15 protein-coding genes are annotated in these 24,864 nt (G+C 40.8%); 14 read left to right on the top strand and 1 reads right to left on the bottom strand.

All coding sequences use genetic code 11. The annotated features are described in order from the left end of the window. The first annotated feature begins 132 nt into the window (after positions 1 to 132). Together G613_RS0102370 and G613_RS0102365 are read left to right on the top strand one after the other, a co-directional pair. Positions 133 to 1,794 carry a putative bifunctional diguanylate cyclase/phosphodiesterase gene (locus G613_RS0102370; protein WP_029231124.1) on the top strand — a complete coding sequence of 554 codons (1,662 nt, stop codon included), beginning with the start codon at positions 133 to 135 and terminating at the stop codon, positions 1,792 to 1,794. Positions 1,795 to 1,937: 143 nt separating this feature from the next. After that, a complete protein-coding gene (locus G613_RS0102365; RefSeq protein ID WP_029231123.1) occupies positions 1,938 to 2,183 on the top strand; it encodes an HPr family phosphocarrier protein in 246 nt (81 codons plus the stop codon). A gap of 68 nt (positions 2,184 to 2,251) precedes the next feature. On the opposite strand, the gene G613_RS0102360 is transcribed toward G613_RS0102365, so the two are convergent. Then, on the bottom strand, positions 2,252 to 3,139 hold the full coding sequence (locus G613_RS0102360) for a DegV family protein (RefSeq protein ID WP_029231122.1): 888 nt from the start codon (positions 3,137 to 3,139) through the stop codon (positions 2,252 to 2,254). A gap of 597 nt (positions 3,140 to 3,736) precedes the next feature. Between G613_RS0102360 and G613_RS0102355 the strand changes: the two genes are divergently transcribed. The 12 genes from G613_RS0102355 to G613_RS0102295 all read left to right on the top strand — a co-directional run bounded on the left by G613_RS0102355 (position 3,737) and on the right by G613_RS0102295 (position 24,756). Beyond that, positions 3,737 to 5,497: a GGDEF domain-containing protein gene (locus G613_RS0102355; RefSeq protein ID WP_029231121.1), complete on the top strand. Its 1,761-nt coding sequence runs from the start codon at positions 3,737 to 3,739 to the stop codon at positions 5,495 to 5,497. Between the two features lie 76 nt (positions 5,498 to 5,573). After that, positions 5,574 to 6,212, top strand: a complete 639-nt coding sequence (locus G613_RS0102350; RefSeq protein ID WP_029231120.1) for a manganese efflux pump MntP — start codon at positions 5,574 to 5,576, stop codon at positions 6,210 to 6,212. A 71-nt stretch (positions 6,213 to 6,283) separates the two neighbouring features. Beyond that, positions 6,284 to 9,181, top strand: coding sequence for a glycoside hydrolase family 2 TIM barrel-domain containing protein (locus tag G613_RS0102345; protein WP_029231119.1), 2,898 nt, complete (start codon positions 6,284 to 6,286; stop codon positions 9,179 to 9,181). Between the two features lie 67 nt (positions 9,182 to 9,248). Further along, positions 9,249 to 10,148, top strand: a complete 900-nt coding sequence (locus G613_RS0102340; RefSeq protein WP_029231118.1) for a LysR family transcriptional regulator — start codon at positions 9,249 to 9,251, stop codon at positions 10,146 to 10,148. Between the two features lie 141 nt (positions 10,149 to 10,289). Then, positions 10,290 to 12,329: a SpoIIE family protein phosphatase gene (locus tag G613_RS18350; RefSeq protein WP_029231117.1), complete on the top strand. Its 2,040-nt coding sequence runs from the start codon at positions 10,290 to 10,292 to the stop codon at positions 12,327 to 12,329. 381 nt (positions 12,330 to 12,710) lie between these two features. After that, positions 12,711 to 13,757: a phenylalanine--tRNA ligase subunit alpha gene (gene pheS / locus G613_RS0102325; protein WP_029231116.1), complete on the top strand. Its 1,047-nt coding sequence runs from the start codon at positions 12,711 to 12,713 to the stop codon at positions 13,755 to 13,757. A 36-nt stretch (positions 13,758 to 13,793) separates the two neighbouring features. After that, positions 13,794 to 16,214 (top strand): phenylalanine--tRNA ligase subunit beta, encoded by a 2,421-nt coding sequence (gene pheT / locus G613_RS0102320; RefSeq protein ID WP_029231115.1) that lies wholly within the window; start codon positions 13,794 to 13,796, stop codon positions 16,212 to 16,214. A gap of 182 nt (positions 16,215 to 16,396) precedes the next feature. Next, positions 16,397 to 17,590 (top strand): hypothetical protein, encoded by a 1,194-nt coding sequence (locus G613_RS0102315; protein ID WP_029231114.1) that lies wholly within the window; start codon positions 16,397 to 16,399, stop codon positions 17,588 to 17,590. Between the two features lie 107 nt (positions 17,591 to 17,697). Beyond that, positions 17,698 to 19,197: an aminopeptidase gene (locus tag G613_RS0102310; RefSeq protein ID WP_029231113.1), complete on the top strand. Its 1,500-nt coding sequence runs from the start codon at positions 17,698 to 17,700 to the stop codon at positions 19,195 to 19,197. Positions 19,198 to 19,367: 170 nt separating this feature from the next. Continuing rightward, a complete protein-coding gene (locus G613_RS0102305; RefSeq protein ID WP_029231112.1) occupies positions 19,368 to 20,879 on the top strand; it encodes a hypothetical protein in 1,512 nt (503 codons plus the stop codon). Between the two features lie 382 nt (positions 20,880 to 21,261). Then, complete coding sequence (locus G613_RS0102300) at positions 21,262 to 24,201, top strand: glycosyl hydrolase 115 family protein (RefSeq protein ID WP_029231111.1); 2,940 nt, start codon at positions 21,262 to 21,264, stop codon at positions 24,199 to 24,201. Positions 24,202 to 24,270: 69 nt separating this feature from the next. Next, positions 24,271 to 24,756 (top strand): NUDIX hydrolase, encoded by a 486-nt coding sequence (locus G613_RS0102295; protein ID WP_029231110.1) that lies wholly within the window; start codon positions 24,271 to 24,273, stop codon positions 24,754 to 24,756. Positions 24,757 to 24,864 lie beyond the last annotated feature (108 nt).

Below are 24,864 nucleotides of genomic sequence, written 5' to 3'. Positions count from 1 at the left end.
CATCCCATGGATGCAGCTTTTTTCATGCTTTATAATGCTAGAAATTCGTTGAAATGCCTTCTGAATTTTCGTACAATATTAGTATATACATTTTAACTGACAACTACTATTATCAGTGGGGATGGGCTTACGATGACATTTGAAAGAAGCTTTATGAACTTTGTTCAGATATTATCTGAAGAGGATGTGACTCCGGAAATAGCACCCAGTGCCTTGACAGATATTGCCAAGGTGTATTCACTTCGCTCTATTGTGGCTATTATTTCAAGCCTCAAGGAATCAGATCAGTCAAGTGAACCGGATGTAATAGTGCCGCTTTTTGGACCGGTGGCTGAAAATGAAGCTCCTGCATATTTATTTAAGCACACCCTTGCGGGACGTAAGACAGTTACTTTCCATATATATCTTCATGATAACAGATCCTGGAATGAGGAAGAGTATCAGGCGTTTGCAATTGTAGTTGATATCCTTATGATGCACACTGAGAGATTTCTTCTTAGCAAGGTTGTCAAAGATAGTGCCCTCACTCAGTATCTGACAGGTCTTCCTAACTCCGGGGGCTTCATTGCCTATGCAACTAAGCTCTGCGAGAATAAGGAAATCATAAAGTTTGATTCGTTTTGTTTTAATCTGAAGAATTATGGCCTTATCAGCAGACGTTACGGCCTTTCTGAAGGTGATGAGATTATGAAACGATACTCACAAAAACTCAGGGAGTTTTGTGAACCGGACGAAATGGTTGCCCACTTCGGTGGTGATAATTTTTCTGCCCTCATCAAAAAAGAAAGAACCCAGAAGTTCCTTGATTACATTTCTTCTATAGAAGTCTATGGTGTGAAGAATGAAAAACAGGAAGAAATAAAGATTTCTGCGGTTACCGGCGTCTATGCTGTGGATGAATCCCTTAAAGAACCTGGTCAGCTTATTTCAAGAGCGGCCATGGCTCTTAGCTATGCCAAGAACGTAGCAAATAAACCTTATGTATTTGTTAATAAGGCTATGAGTACCAGAATATACAGGCAGAAACAGATAGAAGAGAGATATGAAGAGTCCCTTGCCAATGATGAATTCAGAATCTATCTTCAGCCTAAGGTGGATATTTTTACAGGAGAGATAGTTGGGGCAGAGTCCCTGGCAAGATGGTTCTGTAATGGAGTGGTATTGTATCCCACTGAGTTTGTTCCAATTTTGGAGCAGGAGGGGATGGTAGCTTCTCTTGATCTTTATGTATTAAAGAAAACCTGTGAGTTTATTACAGGTTGGACCAAGAAGGGAATTGAGCCTGTACCCATTTCGGTAAACTTCTCAAGAAGAGATCTTAACTATAAGCATCTGGCAAAAGAGATAGTTAAGATAATAGATGATATGGGTGTGAAAAGAAATCTGATCCAGATTGAAGTTACGGAAACTGCCAGTGAGGATGAGAGAATCCTCATGACAAGTTTTCTTAAGAACTTGAAAGAAAAGGGAATTGATACTGCGATTGATGATTTTGGAACCGGTTACTCATCCTTGTCGAACCTCAGAGACTTCCCTGTTACCATGATAAAGATAGACCGATCCTTTATCAGCAGTGAATCAGCAGGAGAGAATGATGAAATCGTTCTAAGAAATATCATTCATATGGCTGAAGATCTTGGAATAAAAGTTTTGACAGAAGGGGTTGAACGTCAGGAACAGGTTGAGCTTTTAAAGAGTGTTGGTTGCCATTATGTGCAGGGATTTTTGTATGACAATCCAATGCCCGAACATGACTTCCAGAAACGATTAATCAAACATGGTTATTCGGAATAGCCTATTGTAAGCGGTTTCACGGAAACTAGTTTGCTAATATTTTATAATTTTTTTATATTTTTTCTGTTCACATATTGGACACAAGGTGCTAAACTTATATCTGTTGCCGGTTATAGCCTGCGGCTTATGAGAGAGGGAAAAATATGAAAAAAGAAGTAAAGGTTTCATTGGGATGCAAGTCCCAGATCATCCAGTTCATTAACATGAACTCCAAATCATCTTGCGAAATCGACGTGCAGGATGGTCACAGTTTTATCGATGGTAAGTCTATTGTTGGGCTTCTGTCACTTAATTTATTTAAACCACTTGATGTAACTGTAATTGGTGATGACAAGAAGATTACAGAGCTTGTTCATAATTATGGTACACATCAGTTGCTTATAGGCTGATTTGAGTTTATATGCGTAATAAAAGAGGTTCGTAGATGCGAACCTCTTTTTTTGTTATCTTTATTAGTTTAGTCTACTCTCTGTGCACCCCAGAAGAAGAGGGCTACAGTACCTGGGCCTGTATGGCTTCCGATTGTTGTACCAATGCTGTAGATTTTAACCTTGCCCTTTAGCTTAGGGAATTTCTCTTCGATTAGATCTGCAACGGCTCTAGCATCATCGTAGCAATCTGAGTTTGAAATGTAGCAGTCTCCATCATAGTCAGTGCCACCGGCTGCAAGCTGAACCATTTTTTCAACCTGGGCTTTCATAACAGCGCTCTTACCACGAACTTTTGCTCTGACAATAAGTCTTCCCTGATAATCAACGTTCATAAGAGGGCAGATGCTAAGAACTGAACCGATAGTGCCTGCCACCTTGGAAACACGGCCACCTCTTATAAGGTACTTAAGATCTGATACGAAGAACCAGTGCTGGGCTTCAAGTCTGTGATCTACTGTCCACTGGAAAAGATCATCGATACCCATTCCGCCGTCTCGAAGATCGGCAAGTTTATTCATAAGAAGTCCGTAACCTGCAGAAGCTGCAAGAGAATCCACAACATAAATCTTTCTGTCAGGATATTTTTCTTTTAACTGATCTCTTGCGATTGTAGCAGAGTTAAGAGTTCCTGAAATTCCGGAACTGAGTGTGGCATGGAGAATATCAAGACCTTCCTTGAGGAAGCCTTCGAAATATTCAATGTACTCACCAACACTTACCTGAGAAGTCTTGGTCATAGCACCCTGTGCCATACTGTTGTAGAATTCTTTAAAAGAGATGGACTTACCGAGATCATCAGGATAATCCTTACCATCAAGCTGAAAGTGAAAGCAAATATACTTAATATCACGTTCGTTAAGATGCTGTTCGTCAAGATCTGCAGTTGAACAGCAGCTAAGAATATAATTACTCATGATTTTCTCTCTTTCTATATAGCATTTATTAAAAATTCACCCATTAAATAATACATTATAACGAGCTTTGTAGCAAATAAAATTCCTATAATCAAATATAACATGCATGATCACTGAAATTGTTTGAATTGTCTGAAAATAGATACAATTATTTTAAAGTGGTTGACAAAAATAACTACGGATGCTATATTATATATACAATCACATTGTAGATAAAACCTAAGCAGTCCAAGTGGCATAAGCTTCACGGCAGACGAGCACAGGTTATCGGAGCGACTGACATTTACAGCAAGGGTGGCGATGCTTCATCGGAGCCAGGGAATGTCAAAGAGTCGCGCTAGGTAATGTGATTTATATAAATAAGGGTAGCTTACAGTGCTACAGAAAGACGAGGAAAAGTCCCTTGGAAAACAATTTATAAAAACGGGTGTTCATTGGTACAATGGATGCTCGTTTTTATTTGCAATAAAATACACTGATTAAAATATTAAAAGACTCTTAAACCTACTGTAGTTCATTCTATAGTAGGTTCTTTTGTTTTATAATACTATTGTAATGTACGCAATAGCGTGTGCAAGTATACGAGGTAACCCTAAAGTGAAGGACATACATTTTCATGAGATCCTTATTTCTGAAAATGGCCACAGAGTGATTTCAGCTGACGCTAAGGCTTATGGGATCATTAATAGTGACACCATTTCTGCAGTAGAAGAATATGTGGTCGAGGAAGATAGGGATAATTTTATCAAGAATATAGAACTTGCTGATAGTAGCTGGTTTCATGTGGAGATTAAATCCGGTGACGATAATCATCTTTATTATGTCAAAGCCGACAGAAATGCTGACGATGGGATGATAAGGCTTGTCATGGTGAACATTGATGAGCTGTTGGAAGCCCATTACAGACTTAATCGTCAGATATGTGCATATAAAGCGCAGCTTGATCTGTTCGAGGATGTTTTTTTTGAGTACAATCCTGAAAGAGATACAGTAAATGTATTTAACACAGAGATTGCAGAGTTTGACGCCGGCGTTTATTCTCTTAGCGACTTTGAAGAATTGTTGACACAAAAAGTTTCAGGAAGAAAGAAGAACGCTGTTAAAGGCTTCATTACTCAGCTTAAGGGTAAAACCGGAAGATTTACCGCAAGAATAGATGCCAACATATTAAATGATGATCCAAATGTGACCTATACTCTTTTGGAAGAAGCTTTTTTATACTATGACAAGGAAACAGAAGGAGTTGTGGGTCATATACACCTTGGAACCGAGAAGGTTAAGACTACAGCCACTAGCATTAAACATGATTCATTAACAGGTCTTGTGGATAAAACTGATATTACAAGAATTGCCAAGGAGCGAATTGATGAAAGAAGGCTTGAAGGTACTACACTTGTTATCATTGATATAGATTTCTTTAAACATATCAATGACACCTATGGCCACCAGTATGGTGATGATGTTATAAAAAGAATTGCAGATATTATTACCAAGGAAGTTGGAAATGAAGGTATTGCAGGTCGATTTGGCGGAGATGAATTCCTGATTGTTCTTTATAACGTCCAATCAGAGGATGAATTAAGAGCAAAGTTAAAGAGCATCAAGAACATGGTTGCTGCCTCATTCCCTGACAGAGGAATAGAAGAGAATACTCCACTTTCTGTTTCTATTGGAACGGCTACATATCCTGCCGATGCAGATACATACGATGATGTGTTTATGCTGGCGGATCACTGCCTGTATCTGGCCAAAGAAAAAGGGCGAAATCGATATGTATTATACACCCTTGAAAAGCATGGAACTCTTGAATCTATTAGGGAAAAGAGACTTAGTATCAAGAAGATCAACGAAAGAGATCTGTCCTATGGCGATGTGATCATAAAAATGTTTGATATGACACTTCATGGCAAGGGTAGTACTGTTGAACATTTTATGGATGAATTTGCCCAAGGCTTTGATTTTCAGCATATTACGCTGTTCGTGGGACAACCTTTTAAAAGAAGATATTCCACAGGAACCGCTGCACTGAAGAATCCGGCAGCTCTTGATTTTATGCTTGGAATACTTAACGGAGATTCTCTGGATACATTCATTGGAGATCAGAAGTTTATTGTGGTAAATAGGATAGAAACCCTGCCTCCCTACGCAAATGGCCTCAAGGAATTTTTAAAGGATCTTGGAATCTATTCCTATGTCCTTTTAAGATTCAATGATAAGGATGGAAGAGATTGTATCCTCATAATTGCAAGTGTTGGCAAGAACACCCAGTGGAATCAGATGCACTACAAGTTCTATAGGGCATTTACTGATCTTTTGTCCTTATACAGCCTGGATGAAACGGAAAATGACAGGAATTAGCGGACACAGGCTCTTGACTGGTGCCGATAAAGAGAGTAATGTTTTTTGGATAATGACATTATAGGAGATTTGGGCAATGTATTTCATACTTATATTTAACAGCGTGATGCTGGGCTTTGGCCTTGCCATGGACGCTTTCTCTGTATCTCTTGCAAATGGTTTTGCAGACCATAACATGAAAAGATCAAGGAAGATACAGATTGCCGGATGCTATGCGGTTTTCCAGTTCGCAATGCCGGTTATCGGATGGTTTTTGGTCCACAACGCAGCTACATTTTTTGAGGGCTTTCAGAAGTTTATTCCCTGGATTGCACTGATTCTTTTGGCAATAATCGGTGGCAAGATGCTTGTAGAGGGAATACTTGACAGGAGAGCCGAGAGAAACTGTAAGGGAGGTCTTGAGTGTAACAAGTGCTCCATTGAATCCTGCAGGAAGTACGGCATAGATCCTGAGGCAGGTTCAATATCCAACAAGGTTCTGTTTATGCAAGGAATAGCAACCTCTATAGATGCACTTTCAGTTGGCTTTACAATTTCTGAATACCATATAGTTCAGACTCTTCTGAGTGCTTTTATTATTGGAGGAGTTACCTATGTTGTATGCTATGTTGGCCTTAAACTTGGAATTGTATTCGGAACCAAGCTTGCCAGCAGAGCCAAGATCATTGGTGGTTTGATACTTATAGGAATAGGAATTGAGATTTTCTTTAGCTGAGGCTTTAGAAAGTCTCTTTTTTTATCTATAATAAAAAGATGAAAGCGTGAAGTCATGGGGGATTGCTATAGATGAAAATAGATTTAAGCGGTAATTGGAGAATTACACTTGAAGACGGCAAAATCAACGATAATGGATTTTTGCCGGGAACTCTCGATGAAAATAAAATGGGAAATCCCGATAAGGTTGCCAGAGCCTGGCATCCGGACGTGGAGGAACGAAACAAGAATCTGGAGGCAGAGGAAGACGGTGATATAAGGATAGCCACGAGGCTTACAAGAAATTACACCTATGAGGGATGCGCAACATTCACAAAAATACTTAAGGCAGACATAAAAAAGGATAAACGCTATTTTCTTGTGGCTGAAAGAACAAGGAAAATGACTCTTAAGATAGATGGAAAAGAGGTTCCTGTATCTGAGAGCAATTTATGCGGACATTCTTATGTGTGTGGCCTTTCTACGCCCTGGGAATTTGAGGTTACAGGTCTCATTCATGATGAAAGCAAAATCGAAATATCTACAGACAATACATATCCCGGATGGCCTTACAAGGATATTACTTATTCATCGGCTGCCACTGACGAAACCCAGACCAACTGGAATGGAGTAGTGGGTGAACTATATCTGGAGGAGCGGTCTGAGGCCTTTATTCAAGAAGTGCTGATAATTCCTGAGATGGATATGGGGGGTACTATAAGCGGAGAAGTCCACATATCCTATGAGAATCTCACCCAGGGAAAAGAAAAAAACAGTGCTCAGGGACAATATCGCAAGGAGGTAAGGCTTGAGATTACGGGAGATTGTCTTATAGAGCCTATAATATGCGGCGGAGATGATGATAAAACAAACAGCCCATACATGGTGTTTACGGGAAGCAATAACAGCTTTGTGTTTGGCGCTATTGATCTATCGCAAAAGTGCCGTGAATCAAGATGGGATGAGTATGAAGGTAATCTCCATACCCTGACAGCTAGGCTCTATGCAGGGGATGAGCTGCTGGATGAAAAAGAGGTGGTCTTTGGCCTTAGAAACTTTGGATATGATGAGAATGAGCATCTGACGATAAATGGCAGACGTATTTTCTTAAGGAGCGAAGCAAACTGCGGACTTTTCCCGGAGACTGGGCATCCGCCCATGGATAAAGACAGCTGGCTTGAAATCATGAAGACCTATGCTTCTTACGGAGTTAACTGTGTACGATTTCATTCCTGGTGTCCACCGGAAGCTGCTTTTGTAGCAGCTGATGAACTTGGAATGATGGTCCAGCCGGAGCTTCCGAACTGGAATCCGAGGGATGCTTTTTCAAGTGAGGAGAGCAGGGACTTTTACGAAAATGAGCTCAAACAGATAGTTAAGACCTACACAAATCATCCATCCTTCGTGATGCTGACTCTTGGTAACGAGCTTCATACAGATGCTGACGGTATAGAAGAAATGCATCGTCTTATGGAGATTGCCAGGGATATTGATCCAACCAAGCTCTATGCCTGGGGATCCAATAATTTCTATGGAGCTAAGGGAACTGATGAGGAGAGCGATTTCTATACATCATCAAACTGCGGAGAAGATGTCCTTAGACTTGCCATGGCAGGTAATAACGGCAGGATTAATACTGAGCAGCCTAATACCAAAAGAAATTTTAAAGAGTCAATGGAAAAAATCCTTGAAGATTACAAGAAGCCCTTCTTTAGCTTTGAGGTTGGACAGTATGAAGTGCTTCCTGACATGCACGAACTTGAGCAGTTTGAAGGTGTGACAAGACCGGATAACTTCCTTATAGTCAGGGACAGACAAAGGGCAGCTGGCCTTTCGGATGAAGAGTATGAAAAAAGAGTTTCCGCAACGGGAGAGATGGCTCTTTTAGCATACAGGGAGGAAGTTGAGGCTGTTATGCGCACCTCCCAGATGTCCGGAATATCTCTTCTGGGACTTCAGGATTTTACAGGCCAGGGAACCGCTCTTGTGGGGATGATGAATTCTCATTTAAGGCCAAAGGAATATCCATTTGCTAAGCCATACAGGTTTAAAGAGTTTTTCAAGGATCAGGCTGTTCTTGTCCTGATGGATAAGTATATATATGAGGTTGGCGAAACACTCAGAGCGGAGATAGTTGTTGTAAACTATGGCAAGAAGGATCTGCCGGGAAGCTTTGCTTATGAGTTATCCTGCGATCGATTTTCTAACAGAGGCGGCACCATAAATGGAGGCTTGTATTCTCTTGGAGTTAAGAATAATGATTTCAGGTGTCCTGTCGGAGGGCTTACAAGCCTTGGCTTCATTGATATCTATTTCGATAATATAAGGATCCCGGTTCAGTTTACTCTGAAAATCAGGGTGGCCGGCCTTGGTGAAAAGAAAACGGCGATTGTTAACTCGGAAGTAGACAATCTGTACCCGATATGGGTTTATCCCAAGATAAGCCCTAAGTGTCCGGAAGATGTGTACGAAACAGGAATTCTTGATGATAAGGCGATCAAAGTTTTAGAAAAGGGAGGGAAAGTTTACTATTCTCCTGATTCTACTGCGGAGGCAATTCCGAACTCTATAAAAGCTCAGTTTTCAACAGATTTTTGGTCGGTTGGTACCTTTCCACAGCAGGAGGGTGCTATGGGACAGCTTATAGATACGGAGCATCCGCTGTTTAGATATTTCCCTACACAGGAATATACAAACTGGCAATGGTTTAATATGGCATCCCAGAGAGCGTTCATTATGCCAAGGTATATGAAAACCATTATTACCGAGATGGACTGCTATGTAACCTTAAGGCCCATGGCTCAGTTATTTGAAGCAAGGTGTGGACATGGAAAGATTCTTATGTCCTCTATGGGACTCCAGAATCTTCAGCAGTATCCGGAAGCCAGAGCTCTCCTTGACAGTATATACAATTATATGGGAAGCTCTGAGTTCAAGCCCAAGGAAACTTTGACTTTTGATGAATTAGCTGTTTTTTCTAATGTAAAGTAGTTCAAAAATATAGCTGCAATGTGGTATTATTGACTAGATGATTTATTCCTTTAGAGAGGTAAAGAATATGACCATATTGCAGCTAAAATATATTATAGCCATTGATGAAGAATGCTCTATGAGAAGGGCAGCTGACAGACTCTATGTTTCTCAGCCCGGTCTTTCAAGTGCCGTTCGCGATCTGGAGAATGAACTTGGTATTCAGATATTTGAAAGAGTTCATAACGGTGTTGTCACAACAGCAGCAGGTGCTTCTTTTATTGCTTATGCAAGAAGTGCGGTGGAGCAGTTTGAAAAGGTTGAGGAAAAGTACCTTAATTCCAAGAATCAGAAACCTACCTTTTCTGTATCCATGCAGCATTACACTATTGCAGTCAATGCGTTCATAGACACTGTAAAGGAGTATGACTTTGAGGAGTATCAGTTTAACATTAGAGAAACTCAGACTAGTGAAGTAATTGAGGACGTTAAGACACTTAAGAGCGAGATCGGAGTTATTGCTCTTAGTGACTTCAACAAGAACACCTTCAAGAAGATATTTGCCGACGCTTCACTGGAATTCCATGAATTATTTATGAGAAACACATATCTCTATATAAGTAAGCATCATCCTCTTGCGGATAAAGAAATCATCTCTCTTGATGAGCTTGAAGATTATCCTTGTATGGTATTTGATCAGGGAGACAACACCTCTTTTTACTACAGAGAGGAAGCCCTGGCAACCTATGATTACAAAAAGATTATCAGTACCAACGAAAGAGCTACTTCCATAGAACTTATGCTGGGACTTAACGGATATGCAGTAGGAGCGGCAATGCTGGGTGATTCCCTCAACGGCTCCGAAATCAAAGCAATCAAACTCAAAGAAGAGGAGAATCTTACCTTCGGATATATTGTAAGAAAAGGTGCAAATCTTAGCGAAATGGCTCAGACCTTCATAGATAAATTGAGTGAGAATATTCGATAGTTATAGCTAAAACGGCGCATTGTGCGCCGTTTTTTTAGAAAAATTTAATCTTATAGCTAGGAAAAGAGAAAATTACCAATGATATAATATCGCTATGTAAAGTGCGCTTTTGCAAAGAAAATTAGGGGATAGGTGAAATCCATGATATCAATGCTCATTAAGATGACCTCAATTTCAGCCCTTTATGTACTTCTGACGATTTTTCTTTGGAAAATAACCAGAGAGAAAAAGCTTACAGTTTTATCTATTATACTTATTGGTATTATTTACGGTATGTGTTCGGTATTGTCTACTCATTTCGGAGTGAATTTCGGACATATGCTGCTTAATCTGCGCGATGTTGCACCTCTTGCAGCAGGTCTTTTCTTCCATCCCGCAGCCGGGGTGCTGGCAGGACTCATCGGAGGTATTGAAAGATATATTGTGGGAACTTATTTTGGAATAGGCTCCTATACAAGAATAGCCTGCAGCTTGTCTACCTGCCTTGCTGGATTTGTAGCTCTTTTGATGAATATTAAGGTTTTCAAAGGGAAAAAGCCATCACCCATGTATGCCTTCTTTATGGGAGCAGTAATGGAAGTATTCCACATGTACGTGGTGTTTATCACTCACAGAAGTGATATGAGAATGGCTTTTACCGTTGTAAGAGCCTGCTCTATACCAATGATCGTGTTCTCGGGCATTGCACTTGCTGTTATGTCTATTATCCTGGAAGTTCTCTCGGGAGAGTGGAAAAATCCATTCAAAAATACCAGAGAGGATGTCTCCGTTTCTCAGACTTTTCAGAAGTGGCTTTTTATTGTTACGGTTTCGGTCATCTTTATTAATTTCCTGTTTTCATTCTTACTTCAGAGCCAGTCTGCGTATCAAAATGGGTATAATTCCATTGTTGAAAAATCACAGGATGTGAAGATGAGATTTGCGGACGGCCTCAAATACTGCGTACCGGGAGCAAATGAGTATTTTGAAATAATCAGAAGCGACGGTACGATTATTGCCGGCAAAAATGTTAATTATATTCTGTCCAAAGAGGCTTTGAGTAGCATTGACAGCCATAAGGATGGAGAGCTTTATAGCGAGACTTATTTCGGCGAAATTTCTCTTAATAAGGTGGATTCCATTTCAAGCACGCTTTATCTTTTGACCTATACTCCGGAGAGCGAGCTTTATTGGAACAGAAACGCGCAGGCCTATGAAACTGCCTTTGCGGATATTCTGTTATTTACTGTAATATATGTTCTTATTGCATTACTGGTTCGACAGATTGTTGTCAGCAACATTGATCTTATCAATGAATCGCTGGATAAGATTACAAATGGTAATCTTAATGAGGTTGTTACGGTCAGAAATTCTTCTGAGTTTGCTTCTCTTTCCGATGATATTAATCAGACTGTAGATGCTCTGAAAGGGTATATTGATGCAGCTGAAAAGAGAATTGAGCAGGAGCTTGTTTTTGCAAGGACTATTCAGGAATCCTCATTGCCAAGGAACTTCAGGTTTCCGGGAATGGAAGAGAATTTCACAATATACGCTTCTATGAAAGCGGCAAAAGAGGTTGGCGGCGATTTCTATGATTTCTTCTTTGTAGGAAACAATAAGCTGGCACTGGTTATTGCTGATGTTTCAGGAAAAGGAATTCCTGCTGCATTATTCATGATGAGAAGTAAGACTGCTATAAGAAGCTTTGCCGAATCCGGAGGAACTCCTGCTGAAATTATTGCAAAAGCTAATAACGCACTTTGCGAAGGAAACGATGCTGAGATGTTTGTTACAGTATGGATTGGTATTGTAGATCTTTCTACAGGCCTTATGAGATGTGCAAATGCAGGTCATGAGTATCCTCTTATCAAACATGCCGGGGGAGAATATGAAGTCCTCAAGGATAAGCATAGCCTTGCACTGGCTGCCATGGAGGGACTTAAAGCCAAGGAATATGAAGTTCAGCTTGGCGCAGGGGATTGCGTTTTTGTTTACACTGATGGTATTCCGGAAGCTATCAATGAAGAAGTTGTACAGTATGGTACTGACAGGCTGGTGGGGGAAATAAATGCAGTTAAGGATAAGTCGTTTATAGAAATTCTTCCACATATTTCAGACAGTATTTCAAACTTCAGAGGAAATGCGGAGCAGTTCGATGACATCACTATGTTGGGATTTGAACTTAAGAAATTGTGTACTTGACTTTTGCAAACGCGGAACATAGAATATTTAAGTAATTAAACAAACATAAATGCGTTGATGGTGTTGGGCAAGTCCCTAAGATGTTATATCATCCATTCCAGAGAGAGAGGTCACCGGCTGAGAGCCTCTTATGGCAATGTTATATACGGAAATTTCCCACCGGAGCAGTCAGGGTGAAGGTTTAATCTGGCTTGTAGCCCTGAACGGATGTCCCCGTTACGGACAAAGTGGAGCAGCTTTTTTAGGAGCTGTGGAAACTAAGTGCATGTCTCTGAAAGGGGCATGAACATGGGTGGTACCGCGGAATAGTTAATTCGTCCCTTGTGTAGTTTAGACTACACAAGGGATTTTCATTTATACGGAAAATAGGAGGAAGAAATTTTGGAAAACAGCGAATTACAGCAGAAACTGGAAGCAATCCGTGAAGAAATCAAGGCAAATTCCGAGAAGCTTGATAGCTCCAAACTTGTTTACGAGCTGAGAAAGAACTTTTTGGACAACAAAACCGGTAAGATCAGTGCTCTTATGAAGGAAATGAAGAACATTGCCGCTGAGGACCGCGCCGAGTATGGTAAAAACGTCAATGAGTTAAAGCAGTGGGCTCTTGATCACTTCGAGGAACTTGATAAGAAGATGAAAGCTAAAGAGCTTGAACTTAGATATGAGAGTGAGAAGCAGGATGTAACTATGCCTGCCAAAATTCGTTACACAGGTAATCTTCATCCGGTAACACAGATGAGAGAAACTCTTATTGATATTTTTGAAGGAATGGGCTTTGAAATATACGAAGGCACTGAGATTGAGAATGATTACTACAATTTCACAGCTCTTAATACCCCTGCAGATCACCCTGCAAGAGATATGCAGGATACTTTCTATCTGAGTCCGGAGTTCCTATTAAGAACACAGACTTCATCAGGTCAGATCCATGTTATGGAGAACAAGAAGCCACCGATCAAGATTTTATCTCCCGGTAAGGTTTTCCGTTCTGATGATGATGCAACACATTCACCAATGTTCTCACAGATGGAAGGTCTTGTAGTTGATAAGAACATTACTCTTTGCGACCTTAAGGGTGCGCTTGAGACTTTTGCCCAGAAGATTTTCGGTGAAGGAACTACAACAAGACTTCGTCCTTCATACTTCCCATTTACAGAACCTTCTGTAGAAGTTGACTGTAGCTGTTTTGCCTGTGGTGGTAAGGGCTGCGGCCTCTGTAAGGGTACAGGCTGGATCGAGGTATTAGGAGCCGGCGTTGTTAACAAGAAAGTTTTAGAGAACTGTGGAATTGATTCAGAAGAGTACAGCGGATTTGCTTTTGGTATCGGTATCGAGCGTGCGACAATGCTCAAATACGGTATCAACAATATCAAGCTCCTTTATGAGTCTGATATTGATGTTCTTAAGCAGATCGATCACTATGAATAATTCACATATTTCTAAGACTATAGGAGGAAGATAAAAATGTTAGTACCTTTAAGTTGGCTTAAAGATTTTGTTGATATAGATATTGAACCCAAGGAACTTGAGAAAAAGCTTTTTGACTGTGGTTTCGAAGTTGAAGAGTGCTGGGAAGTGGGAAAAGACATTTCTAAGGTTGTAGTTGGACAGGTAGAGACCTGCGAGGCTATTCCTGATACACACCTTCATGTATGTACTGTAAACGCTGGTGAACACGGTACATTCCAGGTATGCTGCGGTGCAGATAACGTTCAGGCCGGTGGAAAGTATCCACTTGCTCTTGACGGAGCTACTGTAATTGAGACAGCCAAGGATCATGTAACAGTTGTTGGCGTTGCTACAATCAAGAAGGGCAAGCTTCGTGGCTATGATTCAGAAGGAATGCTTTGCTCAGGTGTTGAACTTGGTGTAACTGAGGATATGTATCCCGGTGCAGGCTACAACGGACTTCTGGTATTCCCTGAGGATACGGAGGTTGGCGCTGATGTTAAGCCTATTCTCGGCCTTGATGAGTGGATCTTTGATGTATCAATTACAGCAAACAGACCGGACTGTCAGAGTATTTACGGTCTTGCTAGAGAGGTGGCTGCTGCACTTGATAAGCCATTAAAAGAGATTGATCTTAGTTATACAGAGACAGATGTAGAGAACGAAGGCTTTAGCGTAACTGTTGAAGATCCTGATCTTTGCCCAAGATATATCGGACACTATGTATATGACGTTAAACTTGGAGAGAGCCCTCTTTGGATGAAGAGAAGACTTTCTATGGTTGGAAATAACTCAATCAATAATATCGTTGATATTACAAACTATATTATGAGAGAGCTTGGCCAGCCAATGCACGCTTTTGACGGAAACTTCCTTGAGGGAAACAAGATTGTTGTAAGACGTGCTAAGCAGGGTGAGAAGATTGTAACCCTTGATGAGAATGAGTTCGAGCTTACTACAGATAACCTTGTAATCTGTGATGGAGCTAAGCCTGTAGCACTTGCAGGTATCATGGGAGGACTTAATTCAGAAATTCGTGATACTACAACTACAGTTACTTTTGAGGCTGCTAAGTTCATGCGTGACAATATTCGTAAGAGTTCAAGAGCACTTGGTCAGTCTTCTGACTCCTCAGCTGCTTTCGCCAAGGGCGTTTACGAATACACAACTGTTATCGCAATGAAGAGAGCACTTCACCTTATTGAACAGCTTGGTGCCGGCAAGGTGTCCAAGACTCATGTGGATGTTAATACAGGAAACAGCCTTGAGAAAAAAGAAATGAAGGCTTCAATCAAGAAGGTAAACGGCGTTCTTGGAATCGAAGTTCCTGAGAATGAGATAAAGAGAATCCTTACAAATCTTAATTTTGAGCCTATTATTAACGGTGATGAGCTTACAATTAAGATTCCTGCATACCGTGAGGATATGGAAGACTATCCTGATATTGCAGAAGAGCTTATCCGTATGTACGGTTATGACCACGTTACACCAACATTCCTTAAGAATGCAAGTGTAACCGTTGGAGGAAGAAATCTCCGCCAGAAGACTGAGCTTAGAATCAAGAGAACTCTTTGCGCGCAGGGTGCCTATGAGTGTATGCATTACTCATTCTTCTCACCAAGTGATCTGGATCTTCTCAGATTCCCTGAGGATGCAGATGAGAGAAAGGCAATCAGAATTCTGAATCCTATTAACGAGGACCTTTCTCTTATGAGAACAACTCTTGCAGCACAGATGATTCAGGCAATTGCAAGAAACCAGAAGAAGGGAACTTTAGAGGGAAGACTGTTCGAACTTGGAAACAGATTTGTTCCTAAGTCACTTCCACTTACAGAATATCCTGATGAGAAGGCTACTATCTGCATTGGTATCTTTGGCGAAGGAGAAGACATCTTTACATTAAAGGGCATGGCTCAGAATGTGGCAGATTCTCTTCACTTAAGCTTCAAATATGAGCCTACACAGAAGCCTTTCCTGCACCCATATAGGGCAGCAAAGATTACCTGTGAGGGTGAAGAAGTTGGTTACCTTGGCCAGATCACCTATGAGATTCAGGATAATACAGATATGAGAATACCTGCATATATCTGCGAGATTGATCTGTCTGTACTTGAGAAGTGGTATGGCAAGACTCCTTCCTTCACACCACTTTCAAAGTTCGCTACAGTTAAGCGTGACCTTGCCCTTATTATGGATAAGACTGTAACCTGCGGCGAAGTAGAAGAAGCTATCTATGGCTCTTGCAAGTACGTTACAGATGTAAAACTCTTTGATGTTTACGAGGGGCTTCCAATTCCTCCTACCAAGAAGAGTATGGCATTTACAATTACATTCACTCCTAAGGATGAGGAACTTACTCTTGAGGTAGTAAACGGATTTGTTGATAAGATGCTGAGAAAGCTTTCCTTCACAATGGGAATTGAAATCAGAACCTGATTTTTAGAAAATTACACAATGAAACCTATACAGGGCTTCGAAACAGTAATGTTTCGGAGCTCTTTTATTTTGGATGCGCATATATTTAAGAGAACTTTAAGAATTTTGGTGCAAAAAGTAGAGTAACATTATCTCTGTGAGAAATGTTATGAAAAAGCGTGAGGAAATGAGGAGATTGTGAAATGAAGTGTATGAAAAAGAACGTAGCAATGGTAATGGCGGCTTGTGTCCTTACTCTCACTGCAGGTGGTTGTGGGAAAAATGCAGATGAAAATGCCATAAGTCAAGATGGAAGTGAGTTTCAAGTAGCAGGTGATACTGAGAATGCGTCATCTGATGGCCAGGAAAGTCAGGAGGCTACTGCTGAGGTATCATATGAAGAAACAACCGGAGAGGAAGTAGAATATCCGTATTTACCACTTCCCGATTATCATTACTGTGGAACAGAGGACTATGCTGAATACGCTGATTATGTTTGCCAGTATCTTATAGATGAGGTATTTGGAGATACAGAGGCAGATCTTAAGGTATGCGTACCAATGGTTGTTAAGGTTGATGATAGTGACCCTTCTGATGTTAAGGTATGGGGTGAGAATGAGCTTTATACATTCACTCTTATAAACACAACGCTTCAAAGCGAAATGGGCGGAGCTTATGGCGGACTTGCTCATATCGATACAACGGGAGATACTCCTAAGGTGACAGAAATGGAGTATGTGGAGAATGGTTCCAGCTATGATCCGTCTGTAGATAGAATTTTTGGGGCTGAGGGCTTAAAGGATGCGTATCTACAGGCTTGTGATAATTCTAAAGAATCTCTTACACAGGCACTATCTGATTACGTTAACCAAAACGGAATCTATATCACTCAGTATCAGCAGTATGGCTGGCCACCGGTTTCACTCATAAATGCACCGGCAACAAGGGATGAAGATCAGATAGTATACTATGTTGGCAATGCCGGTTTTACAACCCAGTTCGACATGAGACAGATCTGTGCCATGGAAATGGATAAAGATGAAACCTTTGCAAGTATCATATGCGAAGAATGGAATGATTTTTTAATTGAAATATACTTGGAAGATGATACAGATATTGAAAATGCAATTAAGAACATCAGATCAAACTTATATGATGAATCTGCAGAGCTTACAAGAACTGACGATGTGCCATTCAATGATATTACCGGATGCACAAGACTCATGAGCGAAGGCCCGTACAAAGACGGTGATCATGTTTATGTTAACTATATCATTCCAAGACAGGACAGTTTATTTGTGATTAAAATGTCTTCTATCTATAGCGAAGATGAGAACAAACAGATGGCTACAGATGGAATTATCGAGGCATTCCTTGGTAGTATGGAGCTGAAATAATATAGTACTTTGTCTAGCATTATTAATCTGAATATGTTAAAACTGATATGTGAGTTATTGACCTATTTTATTCAGGTTTAATAGATATATGAAAGGAGTACCTATATATGAACAGAAAAAATGTTTGGACAACATACAATGCTACTCAGCTTAAGGCTGTAGATAAGTTCGGTGAGGAGTACAAGAACTTCCTTGATAACTCCAAGACTGAGCGTGAAGCAATTGATACAATTGTCAATGAAATTGAGGCTGCCGGCTACAAGGAACTTAACACTCTTATTGGAGGTAAGACCAAGCTTAAAAAGGGCGACAAGGTATACAGCGTATGGATGAATAAGTCTATCGTTATGTTCCAGCTTGGCTCAGAACCTTTGGAGCAGGGACTTAATATCCTTGGAGCACACATTGATTCACCAAGAATCGATGTTAAGCAGAACCCACTTTACGAGGATGGCGGATTTGCTTACCTTGATACCCACTATTATGGCGGAATCAAGAAGTATCAGTTCGTAGCTATGCCACTTGCAATCCACGGTGTTGTTTGCAAGAAGGATGGTACAACAGTTCAGCTTAGCGTGGGCGAGGATGAGGATGATCCAGTATTCTTCATTTCTGATCTTCTTATTCACCTTTCAGCTGATCAGATGTCCAAGACAGCAGCTAAGGTTATCGAGGGTGAGGCTCTTGATCTTATCATCGGTCACAGACCTTTTGTAGTAGAGAGTAAGGAAAAAGAGAAGGCTGAGAAGGCAGATCCTAAGCTTACTGCAGGCCAGAAGTATGCTCTTGCAGCTGAGAAGGCTGAAAAGGCAGAGAGTGGCAAGGTTTCAGGTGCTGTTCGCAGAGGTGTTCTTGCTCTTTTAAATGACCTTTACGGTATTGAGGAAGAGGACTTTATTTCAGCTGAGCTTGAGATTGTCCCTGCCGGTAAATCAAGAGATGCAGGCTTTGACAGATCAATGATCCTTGGCTATGGACATGATGACAGAGTATGTGCTTATCCTTCAATGCGCGCTATTCTTGCAGCGGGGAACGTTAAGAGAACAGCTTGCTGCATCCTTGTTGATAAAGAGGAAATTGGTAGCGTAGGTGCTACTGGTATGCAGTCTAAGTTTTTTGAGAAAGCTGTAGCTGAGCTTATGAATCTTACAAAGGAAGGCTATAATGACCTTTCGCTTAAGAGATGCCTTGCAAATTCCTGCATGCTCTCATCAGACGTAAGTGCCGGCTTTGATCCTACTTATGCATCTGCTTTTGAGAAGAAGAATGCAGCATTCCTTGGAGAGGGACTTGTATTCAATAAGTTCACAGGCTCAAGAGGTAAGTCTGGTTCTAACGATGCAAATGCAGAATATATTGCTGAGATCAGACGTGCCTTTGAGAAGGATAAGATTGTATTCCAGACAGCTGAGCTTGGTAAGGTAGATGTTGGCGGCGGCGGAACTATCGCTTACATTCTTGCTCTTTACGGAATGAACGTAATCGACTCAGGTGTTGCAGTTCTCAACATGCATGCACCATGGGAAGTTATTGACAAGGCTGACCTCTACGAGGCATACAGAGGATATGTATCATTCCTTCAGAATGTTGATTTTAGAAATGAGTAATTTCGAATCTGTATAGCTAATATAGAAATGATTATAAGATGGCGGATTGACCAAATGGTTGATCCGTCATTTTTTATAAATGATTATTTTTTATTTAGTTTCCTTTTAGGTAAGGATGTAATAATCACTTCAACGAATAAAACATCCCACAGAAAAAGAGGAGATTAGAAATGAAAAGATTAGAACTTAAAAAGTTAGTACCTTATATTGGAATGGTTATGATAATGGCAACTGTAACTGCTTGCGGTGACGCTTCTACTACCACAACAGAAGATACTGCAGTAGTTGAATCAGAGGATACTTTAGCTTCCGCACAGGAACAGGAGATGCAGGAAGGTCAGATGCAGGGAGAAGCTCCGGATGGTCAGGCGCCTGATGGAGAAAAACCGGATGGCGAGCCACCAGCAAAGCCTGACGGCGAAGCTCCGGATGGAGCGCCGGGCGGCGGATTCGGAGGCGGCGGAAACAGCAGTGCTGACATTGATTATAAGGGTGCAGTTGAGATCACAAGTGCTGATACTCAGGATGGTGAAAACTATGAGAGTACTACAGCAGATGAGAGTGCTCTTTTGATAGCAACATCAGATGATGTTACCATTACAAATGCAACAGTGAGTAAGACCGGTGATTCTGATGGCGGAGATAACTGCAACTTCTATGGACTTAATGCTGCAGTACTGGTTAAAGATGGCTCAACTACCACAATCACGGGTGCAACAATAACTTCTGATGCTGATGGCGCAAATGGCGTATTCTCATATGGTGGAAATGGCGGCCAGAACGGAGCAGAAGGCGATGGAACAACAGTAATTATTTCTGATAGTACTATCACAACTACAGGAAATGGCTCAGGTGGTATTATGACAACAGGTGGTGGTATTACTAAGGCTTCTAATCTTACTGTTGAGACCAGCGGCCAGTCCTCTGCAGCAATCAGAACAGACAGAGGAGGTGGAACAGTTACGGTTGATGGTGGAACCTACACAACTAACGGTCTTGGTTCACCTTCAATATATTCAACAGCTGATATTACTGTAGCAAATGCTACGCTCACATCAAATCTTTCAGAAGCAGTGTGCATCGAAGGTATGAATTCTATTACACTTACCGACTGCGATATGACTGCTAACAATACGCAGATGAATGGCAATGCCACATTCCTTGACTCCATCATGATATATCAGTCAATGTCAGGAGATGCTGATAGTGGTACATCAACCTTTGATATGACAGGTGGCTCTCTTACAAGTAAGAATGGTCACGTGTTCCATGTTACCAACACAAATTCTGTGATCAATCTTGAAAATGTTAAGATTACAAATAAGGATTCCGAGAATATTCTTTTATCAGTATGCGATGATGGTTGGAGTGGAGCAGACAATATTGCTACTTTGAACGCAACAAATCAGGTACTGGAAGGAACAATCCTTGTAGGTAGTAATTCAACATTTACACTTAACCTTTCCAAAGGATCAAGCTTTGAAGGAACCTTCTTAGGTGAAATTACAAATGCTAAAGGCGATAGCGTATCAACAGAACTTGGCGAAGTGAACGTGGTTTTGTCAGATGACAGCACATGGACTCTTACAGCAGATACATACGTTACTTCTTTTGACGGTGACATTTCTAATGTGGTTTCTAACGGATACACACTCTATGTTAATGGCGTAGCTGCAAACTAATATGAATTGAATAATTGAATTTCGAATCCGGTCTCGATTTTTGAGACCGGATTTTTGTATTTTTAAAGAAATAAAGAAATAGGACAATTTGCATTAATCTGCAACATATAGGCAATAGATGTCATGAATAGAGAAGAAAAGAAAAATCATATTAGTTAAAATATATCTATTACTGCAAATCTAGAGATAAATCAGGCATGTGAAGGAGTAATGAAATGGGGATTACGACAACTGTTATTGATCCTAATAACAAAGTAGAATTTAACTCCTGACCGTGGGTATGACTATGAGAAAGTGATCTCTTTCCACTGAAAATATGATATTAACAAATAATCGGATATAAAGAATTTGAAGTAAAGGCATTAGAAAAAAGGAGATTGGTATGAGTAAGTTTTTGTTGTATGATGGCAACAGGATGGCAGATATTTTGATAGAAAATGAGGCTTATCAGGGCGCCAAAGAAATAGGTAAGACGGTAGCAGAGGATATTTGTCTTGTGACAGATAGAAAACCTTCTGTTAGTGATAATTTCGAGAATGCATCATCTGAGAATGTGATTTTTGTAGCAACTGTGGGAAAGAGTGGACTTCTTTCCAAGCTTTCCAAGGCTGGTCGTGTGGATTTATCAGTAATTGATGGTAAAAGAGAAGTCTTTTTTATGAAGGTTGTAGATATATCTTTTGACAAGGAGACAGGAGAGATACAAGCATGTGGCAAAGATGCTGCAAATAGCAGGAAGATTCTGGTAATTGCTGGCAGCGACAAGAGGGGAACAATCTATGGAATGTTCCATTTATCTGAGTTGTGCGGAGTATCACCACTTGTGTATTTTGGCGATGCTATGCCGGAGAAGAGAAACGCTTTAGAAATAGAAATTGGCGCTGATAGTGATGCTTATATTTCCAAGGAACCATCAGTATATTACCGCGGCTTTTTCATCAACGATGAGTGGCCAGCCTTTGGTAACTGGGCTTATGAGAAGTTCGGAGGCGTTAATGCCAAGTGCTACCGTAAGGTTTTTGAGCTTCTCCTTCGTCTTAAGGGCAATTATATGTGGCCTGCCATGTGGAATTCCAACTTCTCAGAGGATGGCCCTGGCATAGAAAATGCTAGGCTTGCTGATGAACTTGGCGTTATCATGGGAACATCTCATCATGAGCCACTGTTCAGAGCCGGCAATGAATGGCAGCAGCAGTACAAAGAATATGGGGATGATAATTCCTGGAGCTTTTTATCCAATGAGAAAGCTATTACCAAATTCTGGGAAAACGGAGTACTCAGAAATAAGGATTTTGAGAGTGTTATAACTATAGGTATGCGCGGAGAAGCTGATTCCAAGCTCCTTCCGGAAGATGCTACCATGAAGGATAACATTGAGGTTGTTAAAAAAGCTATACTGGCCCAGGATGAGATCCTTAGGGAACATATATCAGAAGATTATAAGGCTGTTCCAAGAATGCTTGCTATCTATAAAGAGGTAGAGGACTACTACTACGGCGATGAGACCTGTGAGGGACTTAAAGACTGGGATGAGCTTAAGGACGCTATTTTTCTTTTGAGTGATGATAATCATGGGAACCTTCGTAATCTTCCTACAGAAGCTGAGAAACAGCATCCCGGTGGATATGGAATGTACTATCACTTTGATTATCACGGAGCTCCAATCAGCTACGAGTGGACTAACTGCAACCGTCTGACCAAGACCTGGGAGCAGATGACAACAGCCTACGAGGCTGGGGTTACCAAGATGTGGATAGTAAATGTAGGTGACCTCAAGGAAATGGAGTATCCTCTTAGCTTTTTCATGGAGCTTGCCTACGACTATGAGACCTGGGGACTTAACGGCCTTAATAAGGTAAAAGAGTACGTGTATAAATGGATAGATCAGCAGTTTGGAAGTCGAATTAGTTCTGCTCAGAAGGATGACCTTTTTAAAGTGCTTGAGGGTTACACAAGACTCAATGCCATGAGAACTCCTGAAACTATGAATGAGAGGATATACCATCCTGTTCACCTTGGAGAAGGGGAGAGGATCCTTACTGAAGCAAGGGATATTTTGGCAACTGCTGATAAGCTTAAAGAGGAACTCTCTGGAGAAGCTCTTTTAACCTATGAGAGTATCGTATATTATGCGGCAGCAGCATCCCTTAACCTTGTAATTGCATGGATTCTAACAGGCATGAATCACGGCCTTGCAAGAAAAGGAAGTCTTTATGCTAATACATTTATAGATGAGATAGAAGAGAGAATTGCCCTTGATAAAAAGCTTGTGGACGAGTTCCATCATATAGCGGATGGCAAGTGGAATCATTGCCTTAGCTCTGCTCATACTGGCTTTAGAAGCTGGGATGACAGGGAATGGGCATACCCGGCAGTTGTGAAAGTGGCGCCTTTATCAGTAGCCAAGGCAATGGTGAGCTTCAGAGGCCAGGATAGATACCATCTGGGTGCTCACTGGCAGGATATGGCTCCTCTTGTATGTGATAGCTTGGACGCATTTCTTGATATAGACACCAGAGGCGAAGTGGGATTTGAGTATAAGATTACGCTTGAATCTGGTCTTGTATGCTGCGATAAGACCAGTGGTAGAGTAGAAATTTGTCCTGACAAAATAAGTAATCCAGATATGAATTCTGTTGAAAAATATAACTCATGCAGAGAGACAGTATCCTTTACTTGTAACGAGAAATCCTTATCAGAGCTTACTGATAGTGCTGAGGTTAAAGGCCGCGTAGATATCTCTTTTGACAACGGACAAAAGACCTATGTGGACTTGTTATTTAAACTTGGAGCAAGGAAACCTTTTTACTGCATTAGCGCCGCAGATTACTCCGAAAGCCACAAGATTGATGGAAAGGGCTTTGAAGTTATTGATTTCCTTGGAAAAGAAGGCACTGCAATCAAAGCATTTCCTCCAATGAAGGCATGGGATGATATCAAGGTTTCTGATATGAATTCTGTCCCATACGTTTCTTATGATGCTTCTGTCAATGAAGAAGGCGAATGCGACATTATCTTTTTCCTGATGACCAGAAACCCTTATGCTAAGGGGGGTAGATTAAAGTTCTATGTTTCAGTAGGAGATGAGAAGCCGCAGACCGTCTATAGCGTATCAGATCATTACTATACAGAATGGCAGGATGAAGACTGGGCTCAGGGGGTACTTACAGCAGGACGACAGGTAACCACAAGTGTTAAGCTACAGGCTGGAAGTAACACTATAAGAGTTTATGCAGGAGATCCTGGTGTTATAATTGAAAAGCTTGTAATTAAGCGTAGAGGCTACGAAATTCCTACATCCTATCTTGGCCCTAATGCGTAAGACTGTACTAGGAGATGAGTTAATGGAGCATTTTGAACTTGATGGATTAGAAAGGAGTGCACTATAGATATGAAAAAAGACATGACGGTTCCTTGCGAGGATGGATTAATCAATCTTCGTGTCGGAGCGATTATTATGAAGAACGGGAAAATACTGATGGTTGGAAATAATATCAGACCGGAGTACCTTTATTCCGTAGGTGGACGTATCAAATTTGGGGAGACGTCCGAAGAAGCAGTAGTACGCGAAGTTTTTGAAGAAACAGGTGTTAAGATGGAAGTTGATAGATTGGGCTTTATTCATGAGAACTATTTTTATGGAGATTCAGCATCAAATCTTGGAAAGCTTATTTACGAGGTGTCATATTTCTATTATATGAAAGTGCCGGAAGATTTTGAGCCTGTTTGCATGAGTATGACAGAAGATGAGCATGAGGAATTTCTTCGTTGGATAGACGTTGATGATCCAATAAAGTATTATCCTGAGTTCTTCAGAAAAGAGCTATTGCACCCGGTAGACGGAGTGAAGCATTTTGTAACTGATGAGAGAGGCTAAGAGAGCCGGAAAAATTTATTTGCCACAATAATAATTTGATTCGTATAAGTAAGTGTAACAAAAAATATAAAATACTTTGATTCATAGATAGCGAGGATGATTATCAAG

It is taken from the genome of Butyrivibrio sp. VCB2006 (assembly GCF_000420945.1).
Classification (GTDB): domain Bacteria; phylum Bacillota; class Clostridia; order Lachnospirales; family Lachnospiraceae; genus Butyrivibrio.
This window is presented reverse-complemented; position numbering and strand designations above follow the sequence as displayed.

Excerpts from the sequence above, each read along its gene's own strand:
- G613_RS0102360 (WP_029231122.1), bottom strand. The coding sequence starts at position 3,139 with ATGAGTAATTATATTCTTAGCTGCTGTTCAACTGCAGATCTTGACGAA.
- pheT (WP_029231115.1), top strand. The coding sequence starts at position 13,794 with ATGTTAGTACCTTTAAGTTGGCTTAAAGATTTTGTTGATATAGATATT.
- G613_RS0102345 (WP_029231119.1), top strand. The coding sequence starts at position 6,284 with ATGAAAATAGATTTAAGCGGTAATTGGAGAATTACACTTGAAGACGGC.
- G613_RS0102340 (WP_029231118.1), top strand. The coding sequence starts at position 9,249 with ATGACCATATTGCAGCTAAAATATATTATAGCCATTGATGAAGAATGC.
- G613_RS18350 (WP_029231117.1), top strand. The coding sequence starts at position 10,290 with ATGATATCAATGCTCATTAAGATGACCTCAATTTCAGCCCTTTATGTA.
- G613_RS0102350 (WP_029231120.1), top strand. The coding sequence starts at position 5,574 with ATGTATTTCATACTTATATTTAACAGCGTGATGCTGGGCTTTGGCCTT.
- G613_RS0102310 (WP_029231113.1), top strand. The coding sequence starts at position 17,698 with ATGAACAGAAAAAATGTTTGGACAACATACAATGCTACTCAGCTTAAG.
- G613_RS0102305 (WP_029231112.1), top strand. The coding sequence starts at position 19,368 with ATGAAAAGATTAGAACTTAAAAAGTTAGTACCTTATATTGGAATGGTT.
- G613_RS0102295 (WP_029231110.1), top strand. The coding sequence starts at position 24,271 with ATGAAAAAAGACATGACGGTTCCTTGCGAGGATGGATTAATCAATCTT.
- G613_RS0102370 (WP_029231124.1), top strand. The coding sequence starts at position 133 with ATGACATTTGAAAGAAGCTTTATGAACTTTGTTCAGATATTATCTGAA.
- G613_RS0102365 (WP_029231123.1), top strand. The coding sequence starts at position 1,938 with ATGAAAAAAGAAGTAAAGGTTTCATTGGGATGCAAGTCCCAGATCATC.
- G613_RS0102315 (WP_029231114.1), top strand. The coding sequence starts at position 16,397 with ATGAAGTGTATGAAAAAGAACGTAGCAATGGTAATGGCGGCTTGTGTC.
- G613_RS0102300 (WP_029231111.1), top strand. The coding sequence starts at position 21,262 with ATGAGTAAGTTTTTGTTGTATGATGGCAACAGGATGGCAGATATTTTG.